Source organism: Desulfofundulus thermosubterraneus DSM 16057 (assembly GCF_900142025.1).
GTDB classification, from domain to species: domain Bacteria; phylum Bacillota; class Desulfotomaculia; order Desulfotomaculales; family Desulfovirgulaceae; genus Desulfofundulus; species Desulfofundulus thermosubterraneus.
This window is the reverse complement of record NZ_FQZM01000072.1, coordinates 1-7,432: the sequence shown is the minus strand read 5'-3', so window position 1 is coordinate 7,432 and position 7,432 is coordinate 1. Positions and strand designations below refer to the sequence as shown.

Annotated in this window: 5 protein-coding genes; 2 read left to right on the top strand and 3 right to left on the bottom strand. The window is 54.5% G+C overall.

Annotation, left to right across the window (positions count from 1 at the left end):
• Positions 1-270 (top strand): transposase domain-containing protein (locus tag BUA65_RS17035; RefSeq protein ID WP_131821552.1); only part of this gene is annotated, 270 nt, incomplete at its 5' end.
• Positions 271-352: 82 nt separating this feature from the next.
• Positions 353-538, top strand: coding sequence for a DUF7713 domain-containing protein (locus BUA65_RS19390; protein ID WP_439328952.1), 186 nt, complete (start codon positions 353-355; stop codon positions 536-538).
• Here the strand turns inward: BUA65_RS19390 and BUA65_RS17030 are convergent.
• The 3 genes from BUA65_RS17030 to BUA65_RS17020 form a co-directional block, all read right to left on the bottom strand.
• Complete coding sequence (locus BUA65_RS17030; RefSeq protein ID WP_072871529.1) at positions 513-1,346, bottom strand: helix-turn-helix domain-containing protein; 834 nt, start codon at positions 1,344-1,346, stop codon at positions 513-515. The genes BUA65_RS19390 and BUA65_RS17030 overlap by 26 nt on opposite strands.
• A 282-nt stretch (positions 1,347-1,628) precedes the next feature.
• Positions 1,629-2,156 carry a hypothetical protein gene (locus BUA65_RS17025; protein ID WP_072871527.1) on the bottom strand — a complete coding sequence of 176 codons (528 nt, stop codon included), beginning with the start codon at positions 2,154-2,156 and terminating at the stop codon, positions 1,629-1,631.
• A 307-nt stretch (positions 2,157-2,463) separates the two neighbouring features.
• Entirely contained in the window at positions 2,464-7,188 is a 4,725-nt protein-coding gene (locus BUA65_RS17020; protein WP_072871524.1) for a Zn-binding domain-containing protein, read from the bottom strand.
• Between the last annotated feature and the right edge of the window lie 244 nt (positions 7,189-7,432).

Here is a 7,432-nt window from a genome sequence, read left to right as displayed (position 1 = left end):
CTGGATAACAACCGGAGTGAGCGGTCGATCAAACCCTTTGTCATTGGCCGCAAGAACTGGTTGTTTGCCAATACTCCGCGGGGTGCACGGGCCAGCGCTATTACTTACAGCATCATAGAAACGGCAAAGGAGAATGGGTTGAATCCTTTCCAGTACCTCAGCTATCTTTTTGAAAAACTTCCCAACCTGAACCCTAAAGACAGTAACGCCCTGGATCAGTTACTCCCCTGGTCCGATTCGCTGCCCCCTGTCTGCAGGGCTAATAAATAAGCCAGATTATGTCCCCACCTGATTGCAAGGTGGGGTTTATTTTACGCTTACTTTTAAGCTGATATACCACATTTGATCCCACATAATCCACCGCCTTTATTTTTTAAGAAATCGCGAGGTCGCTGGAAGGATTGAATACCAGAGCTCAGAGGAGAGTACCGGACCTGACGTGGTGATAGACGGAAAAAGATTCTCCTGGGAAGAATTCGGCAGGATGGTTTACACCTTTGAGGGATGGAATTTTAAGTTGGTTTTCGAAGACGACTAACAGAAAGAGTAAGGTCCTCAAGCCTCTCCCTTACCGCTGGATTGTACAACCCCGCCCCGGCGTAGAGCCAGTCTACCACGGCACAGAAGCTCCCCCCGGTGTAGTACAGGCACCAGGTCTCGCCTGTTCCCGTGACCATCCTCTGCAACCTCCTCGGCGGCAGGCCCACCCCTACGGCCACGACCCGATTTAATTCCTTCAGCAAAGGTTGGCTGCCGTACACCCTCAGCCTGGACGTGGGCTCTCTCTTCCTCCCGGTGCGGGCCACATCTGCCGAGGAGTGCAGCTCCACCCAGGCCCGCACGAAGCCCCTGTCGTCGACATTGCCATACGGATACGGCCTCTCCGGGGCCTTCCTGGGCGCCCACCCGTGGCGCTCCAGAAGGTTCCTCACTGTGGCCACGTCCACTGCCCGGGTTATTTTCAGCCGCCACTGGTTCCCGGTCCTGGAGTAGCTTTCGTGTCCTTCCGCCGTAACCCCCAGGTGTTCCAGCACAACGTCCACGTACCACCTGTCGCGGTGGCGCACCCAGTAGCCTTCCCCGGAGGTGGAGGCGGTCCCCCACAGCACCCCCAGCACGTAGGCCCCGGCGTCGGTGGCGGTGTCGAGAATCATTACCGGACCGGGCTTCCGCTTCCGGTACTGTGGATCGGGCACCCCGGCTTCCCGGAACTTTCGCGCTACGACGCGAGCCATCGAAGGGCTGACACCCAGCATGGCAGCTATCTCGGTATTGCTCATCCCCCGCTCGCGCCAGGAGAGCCATTCGGTGGCGGTGACGGTGCAGCCTTTGATGGTGATAGTCATCCCTTGTACTCCAAAGATACTTTTTCATGTTTATTCATTTAGGTTCAATTCTTCTCTTTGCCGCATGATTTCTTCTTTTGTGCGATAATCACTTTAAAGCCAGGAGTAAGTTGGCAAAACTGGCATCTTAAGGTACAAAATCGTTATAATCATAACTGGAAAAATAGGTTACCTCAAACGGTTTAGGCTAACCGAACAAGATAATCACTAAATTTTGCGGTAAAGTTTCTGCTAACACTCTACAGGATCAAGGGGATAATGCTTAGTTTGGCTTAATATTCCTTAATCACTCCTTTCTTTATCACTACTTTTTGACATGTCAATTCCGATAAAAGTGCTTAAAATAATTCCCACAAGTGAAGCAATAACAAGATGCCATGGTATGTCCTCTCTTTTTTGATATAAATATATCCCAGCTTGACAATCTGCAATTTTAAGTTTATTACTTAAGTAATTATTCCATTTTTCCCACTGTTTATCCGGAACTAAATCCTTATAATTTTGCCATTCTTTTAACCTATTTTCATATTCAACCGTTAAGCTAATAGCCCGTTCAAAAGCTGTTTCTGACCAATACCAATAAGCTAATGGGGCAACTGCAAGGTATATACAACAAAGTAAGGCAATAACTTTTTCATTCTTTTTAGCAACATACCATCCTATAAAAAATATCCAAGATAAAAAAGACACAATAATTACCGCAGCTTTTAATTTCCATTCGTCTGGGATTTCCCGTATTAAGGAATTCGCAAAAATCAATACTGAAATAAAAACCATAATAACCATAACATAAGCAAATTTATAAATCATAACCCACACCTTTCAGCATACTTATATAGGATCGTTTGTTTCCGAGCTAATATATGATGAGGATTTCCACTTCTCTCGTGTATGTTGTTTTGGGTTCTATAAAATTCACACGAGATAGGAAATCCCCTCTATTTATAAAATACTTGCCTAATAAGTCATCAATAGGAATTGGGTAAAGCTGTTTTTATGCACTTTTGAAAGCCTTGTTATTTCATGACTGGTAGTTTTGCAGGTCACACGAAATATCCAGAATTAAGCTTACCCTTGTGATAAATCTTGGGAGCCTGCTCATCAGTTGAGGAGAAATCTATCGCTTGAGATAAGACACCAATTCAACTCCTCGTGCTAAATCTTTAGCTCGAAGCTCCTCGACACGCCACGGAGGATTTGCATTTCGAAGTCGACCGCGGATATACCTATCCCGGCGCAGATTGTGTCCAGTGTGGAAGGCTGCCCCGTCAACGTAAATTGCCAGCCTCCGTTCGGGAACGGCAAAGTCGGCCACGGTGACCGGCGGCCCTCCCTCCGTTAGCGAAATCGGTACCTGTTTCTGAGGATGAAAACCGTGTTGTTCGAAAAGCTGCAGAAACTTCAACTCCAGGGGGGAGCCGACGCCCGCAGCGTAGGCCTCCAGCCACGGGCGGGGGTCGTCGATGTCCTCCGTTTGGAGCGGACGGATCTTGGGTTGCGCGATGGCCAACTCTTCAAGCGCAGCAATCGTCTGGGGCCAGGCGAGATGCTCGTGGTAACGCTGGTTTCGGTAGGTTTTCAAGCACCGATAACAGGCCGTCTCGCAGGCCGGGTGATCCAGGTGCTCAAGTGCCCGCCTGGCAATCAGGTGAAAGCTTTCGGCAATTCGCTCCAGATAGCCGCTACCGCCCAGGTTGGGATCGATGAAGGCCAAAGATAGCTTGCCGTATTGTACTCCATCGCCCCCGTAATTCCACGGCCCCTCCAGTTCAAATTCCAGTTCGCCTGAATCGAGCATAAAATGGCGCTCCATCCCGTTGAGGAGTGCGTACCCAAGCGATAGCCCCCAAGATAGCCATTTTCCTCCGGAGCCGGAAGGAGGTACCGGAACGAGCAGGCGCAGGACTTCGACCTTGTTCGCAGTGGAGATTGCGACGGGTTGTGGACTTGCCCCGCGAAGGGAGCACGAATCAGCGTGACCATTGTTATTCTGGCCCCGTTGCCGCCCGCCGGTGTTCCGACGGCCTCCTCCGCCAATCTGCATGGGCGGCGGGGGTTCCAGCATTCGTCCGCACAGCGGGCAGAGCAAGTAACCTTTAGCTTGCCGGTGGAGAACGGGCAACCCGGCCTGCAACTCGCTTGGCGTTGGAGGAACCCCCTCGTTCAACCAGCGAACTTCTTCGCCCCGGCTAAGGCGAAGCGCCCAGCCGTTGACGAGTGTCCACCGTCCGACTACTTCGCCGTCCCACTGTGGATAAATCTTGATCAGATTCCTGACCGCGTAGCGCTCTTCTTCGTCTATTACCGGGCGCTCTTCGCGTATTGCCAGGAACCCTGCAAAGTCATAACCGTGGTAGGCAGGCCCCGGGCTGGCTGTCTCGCAACGTGGACAGCGAGGCTCGTCGGCGTTGTAGCGAAGTTCGCAGGTAGGGCAGATGCGGTATAACCAGGTCGGTCCTTCGCTCCGTGGATTCCAGGGGGAGGCGCTGTCCAGGCCGATGACCTTCCAGCGCCGGCCGCGTGCATAAACGTGCGCTTCGGGCTGAAATTGACCGATTCCGAACCGGCGTGTCGTCATAATCGGATCTTCTTCGTACTCGTCTCCCAAGAGACGTAAAGACGCTGGTTCAGCGGGAAACTCATAGCCAGGCAAAAGGCCGAACTCGGCAAAACGTCGAAGGGGATAGCCCGCCGAACGGTCGTCCGCCTCCTGGGTCCCGCTGCGCCCGTTAGTCTGGATTCCCAATAAACGCGCCACCCGTCGGCCGGCCCAGCGTGCAGCATCTTCCCCCTTCATCCGCTGATACCAGTAATCCACGGCCTGCCGCAACTCAACGACCTGCCGGGCAGTGCAATCGATGACGTACTGGATGCGTTCGGGCAGTCTATCCAGGTAGCTGCGGAGCTGATCCTCACCGAGTTGCGCCTGAACCAAGACATCGGCCCCCCAGGCTTCCCGCGCCACGGCAAGGGCGTACCCGGTCTGCCTTCGGACGCCTTCAATAAGTGCGTTTACGGAATCTCGATTGACCGTGCCGTCAGGGTTGACATATTCAACCATGCGTCCAGCCATACCGGGGTCTGCTGCACCAAAGACAATTGCATAAAGATGCCGGACCAGAACATCCCGGTTTCCCAACGAGAGTACCGGAGCCGGTACTTCTCCGGCAATCATTTCCTCCGGTTTATCGTAGAAATACTGGTCGTGAGGGGTGCTCCGCGCGTAGCCCAGGACCAGCCCGACCCGCGACCGGCGGCCTGACCGCCCCCCGCGCTGTGCGTAGTTGTCCGGCCGCGGCGGAATGTTTCGCAAGACAACGGCGTCTAAACCACCTACATCGATGCCCATTTCAAGCGTCGGCGAGCAGGCCAACACGTTGATGGGCGACATTTCCGGCCCGGCCTTAAAGTTCTTCTCCAGTTCTGCGCGCGCGGCAGTCGTAATTTGGGCAGTGTGCTCGCCGGCAACCAGAGGAATTACCACGGGCTTTCGAATGCGCTTGACGGTCCTGTTCTGGCTGACTTCTTCCTCCGGCCAGGAAACAAAGCTTCCGTGACAGTGCGGGCAGGGCATGCCCGGCCTGGCTTTAGGACGAACATCGCCACAGACCTCGCAGTGCAACCTGGTTTCTTCAGTCAGCAGTTCAAGTCTTACTATATCCGCGTTAACCTGCAGCAACCTCCTGCGCTCACGGGCGCCGTACAACTCAACGGGGACAAGGAAGTTTCCCCTCTTTAAGAAGTCGAGCAATGCCACCACCATGTTGGCATTGGGATCATAACCACCAAATCGGTTGAGGAGATGCCTTAATATGCGCTCCATGCTGGGCCCCCGCCCCCCGGCACCCGGCCTGCGCCAGGCGTTATAATGCTTTATTCCGGAGGGAACGTCGGCACTATCCAGGTAGGCTATCACATTGCCATCCCTGGTTAAAGAATAACCCCTCGGTCGTTTTACGCGGCGCTCCCATTCAGCTGCCTGAAAATATGCTGGAGTAGCGATGTGGGCCGGGTGATATTGCAGCATGGGGCGGGAAAGCGCGCCGCGGGTGCGGATTTCGTCAAGCACAATCCGGCAGATATGTTCCAGTTCTTCCAGACCGACTCCGAGAGCCTGGGCCACTTCGGCTCCCTTTGCCTGGACATATTCGTTGAGCTGGTGGTACGTTACGCCGACCAGGCCAAGGTTGATCAGCGTTCCCCGGTAGCCGGTGTTGACAGCGATTTCATCGAGCAAAGGGGCCTCCTCCCAGGCCTGGATGCGCTTGCGGGTTTCCTCGGAAAGCCAGCCGGTTTCTTCGGGTACGTGCGGATTGTCACGCGCCGCAACCGCCGCCTCGCTGAGCAACTCTACGGCTCTTTGGATCGAGAGAACCGGCTCGGCCTGGAGTTTTTGCACCAGCCGCCGGCGCATGCGGTCATAACGGCCGGCGAAGATAATGAACCGCGCTTGGTGAGCGGCATCCTGACGGCTATCGCTAAAGACGAGCAATCGCTCTTTACCATCATGTCCGGGACGGTTGCGGTTTGCTTCTGACAGCGCCTCTACAAGGCCTTCGCCGAGAACCTTAACCGCCGCCGACGTTCCCAGGCTGACGGGTGTAATCACGTTGCGGCTGCCCGCTGTCCCGCCGCAACAAAGACACCGGGAGCGGCCGGGGGCCAGGGCGACCCTCAGCCTGTATTCATCTCGATTGAAGCTAAACCGGAGGGTCGTAGGATCGAGCCAGCCATCCAGAACGAAACGCCCCCTGATTTGAGCCGGGATTTGCTGCCTGCTCCTCCGCCCACCTTGCGGCTGAACTGTCCCATTGCCATCTTCATCATCATAGCTATCGTCATCGGCGATCGTTTGGAGATCGAACCTTGATGGTTCGTAAAGCATCCATTCCGGCTCCTCCGATTCGTCAGCACTGGGGCGCAACGATCCCTGGTCCGGGTCGCCAACCAGCCGCAAATAATCAGCGCCGCAGTTGCGGCAAAGGTACAGGGGCGCAGTCACGTGGCCGCAATCTCCACAGCGCTCCTCGCCCATCGGGTAGAGCTTTCCGCAGTCGGGGTTGACGCAGCGGTGGAATTTCCAGCCTCCCCGGATAAAACGGTGCGCACGTATCCGAAGCGCCCCGGGCGTTCCATCCGGAAGGGCTGCGCCGATCGTCAAAGCTGCTTCAACCTCCGCCCGCACATCCTCGTCCGGGCGGCCGGCTCGATCCGGAACCTCGGTTTTTAACCGGGCAACGATATCACTGACAGACATCGGTTTTTGGATCAACCAGTGATTCAGATCCCATAAAAGCCGATATCGCCGGGCAGCCTCTTCCAGCCTTGTATCTGCGGGAAGGTTCGCCAGCCGGCAAAGTGCTTCGCGAACAGATTCGGGGTCGGATACTTCAAGCGAATGAATATCAACTTTCCCGGGAATGGAAGGGTATGTTGCCTCGTCCGGGATCTGGATGGTCTGCAACTCCTCGCCGATCACTTTGATTGTGCTCTTTTCGACGCCAGTAAGGGTGCCGAAAAACTCCCTGACGGCTTCGTCACGCTGGCGGATGATTTCTTCGCGGGGGAGGTTCTCTTCCGAAACCGATTTAATCGTTGCCGATGCCCCGACCGGGATAAGCATGGGATACCGCCGGGAGCTTTCTTCGTCCGGAACATTGGGCTTCCAGTCCTGCCGGGCACGGGCCAGATGGGCCTTCAGCCGGCGAATTAACAGGGCGATGTTGCTGCCTAAAATACCGCGGTAGGTGTGCACTTCGTCCAAGACAAGAAAACGGCAACGGTGATTGGCGAAGATGTCCTCGCGGTCGGCGGGGCGTACCAGCAGGTATTCCAGCATCATATAGTGTCAATTCTCACTTTAATTTAGCCCAACCCCTGCCCATTTTCGCAGACTAAACAATCTGCAACTATTTCCGATACCAGAATAATCTGCAACTGCTTCGCAAATTGTTTTGGTATTTCAGGTCAGTCAGTCCGTCTATTCACCAGAATATGACAACCAGTGATTGACCCCTTTTCTTCCGGCTGTGGAACAGGTAGAATATTTGCTGGAAGTGACCGCCATGCAGCAGATATTTTACACG